Source organism: Thalassospira mesophila (assembly GCF_002115755.1).
GTDB classification, from domain to species: domain Bacteria; phylum Pseudomonadota; class Alphaproteobacteria; order Rhodospirillales; family Thalassospiraceae; genus Thalassospira; species Thalassospira mesophila.
In genome coordinates this window covers 1-1,069 of sequence record NZ_JFKA01000047.1, presented here as the reverse complement: position 1 = coordinate 1,069, position 1,069 = coordinate 1, and the positions used below count along the sequence as shown (strand labels likewise).

Here is a 1,069-nt window from a genome sequence, read left to right as displayed (position 1 = left end):
AGGCCTGAATTCAACACATAAGTGCAACGCTCACCCCTGTATGCACTTCGTACGGCGTCTTCCAGCCCAAGCGCTTGCGCGGGCGTAGATTGATCCTCGCTACTGTCCGATTGACGGCTTCGACGGTCAGCTTGCTGAAGTCGCTGCCCTTGGGGAAATACTGGCGGAGCAGACCGTTGGTGTTTTCATTGGTGCCACGTTGCCAGGATGAATAGGGGTCTGCAAAAAAGACCTGGCACTGGCTCCGTAGCGCGATGCGTTCATGCCCGGCAAACTCCCTTCCGTTATCCAGCGTCAGCGTGTGAGCGGCATGGCCCTGAAGCATCAGATTGATCGCCCGCGTTACCTGCCGGCGCGTTCTGCGCTTGACCGGATAGGCGCTCAGATAGCCGCTTTTGCGATCAACCAGGGTCACCAGGTTACCGCCCAGTCCATGTACCGTATCGCCCTCCCAGTCCCCCAGGCGCTCGCGGCTTTCGACCTCGGCTGGGCGTTCACTGATTGACACGCGATTACGCAGCTGCCCGCGCCGATCGTGGCTTCCATAGCGTTTCCGGTAGCGCTTTCGGCGATGTCGCAGATAGGTATAAAGCTCACCACCGGCGCGCTGTTCGGCGGCAATGAACCGATAAATCCACTCATGGCTGACCGCCCGGCTTGGCTGCTCCTGCTTCAACCGCTGGGCGATCTGCTCCGGACTCATGCCATGCTTGAGCCACACCGGGAGATGATGGCTGAGCCATGTCGCCGGCTTGCAAAACTTGCGCGCACCCGCTCGACGAGCATCACTTTCATGGGCCGCAGAAACAGCCTTGTAGATATTCTGGGTGCTGTTGCGGCGAACCTCGCGACTGATCGTCGAGGGATGCACGCCGACCCGCTTTGCAATGCTCGCCTGGCTCTCTGCGGCGCTCAAGCCAGCCTCAATCTGGTAACGTTGTCCCTGAGTCAGCTGCCGGTAATGCGTAGTCATCTGCGCTTGAATCCTTCGGTGTGAGAGCCTGGATTCTACCGGTGGCTGGCTCTCTGCCTCTCGTTTCAAGCGTTGCGCTTATTCTATGAATTCAGG

The 1,069-nt window shown here is 59.1% G+C and carries 1 protein-coding gene; it reads right to left on the bottom strand.

All coding sequences use genetic code 11. The features are described 5' to 3' along the window. Positions 1-10: 10 nt before the first annotated feature. Positions 11-973, bottom strand: coding sequence for an IS30-like element ISPpu17 family transposase (locus TMES_RS21950; protein WP_004577240.1), 963 nt, complete (start codon positions 971-973; stop codon positions 11-13). Positions 974-1,069 lie beyond the last annotated feature (96 nt).

Coding starts and splice junctions, on each gene's coding strand:
- TMES_RS21950 (WP_004577240.1), bottom strand. CDS start 973: ATGACTACGCATTACCGGCAGCTGACTCAGGGACAACGTTACCAGATT.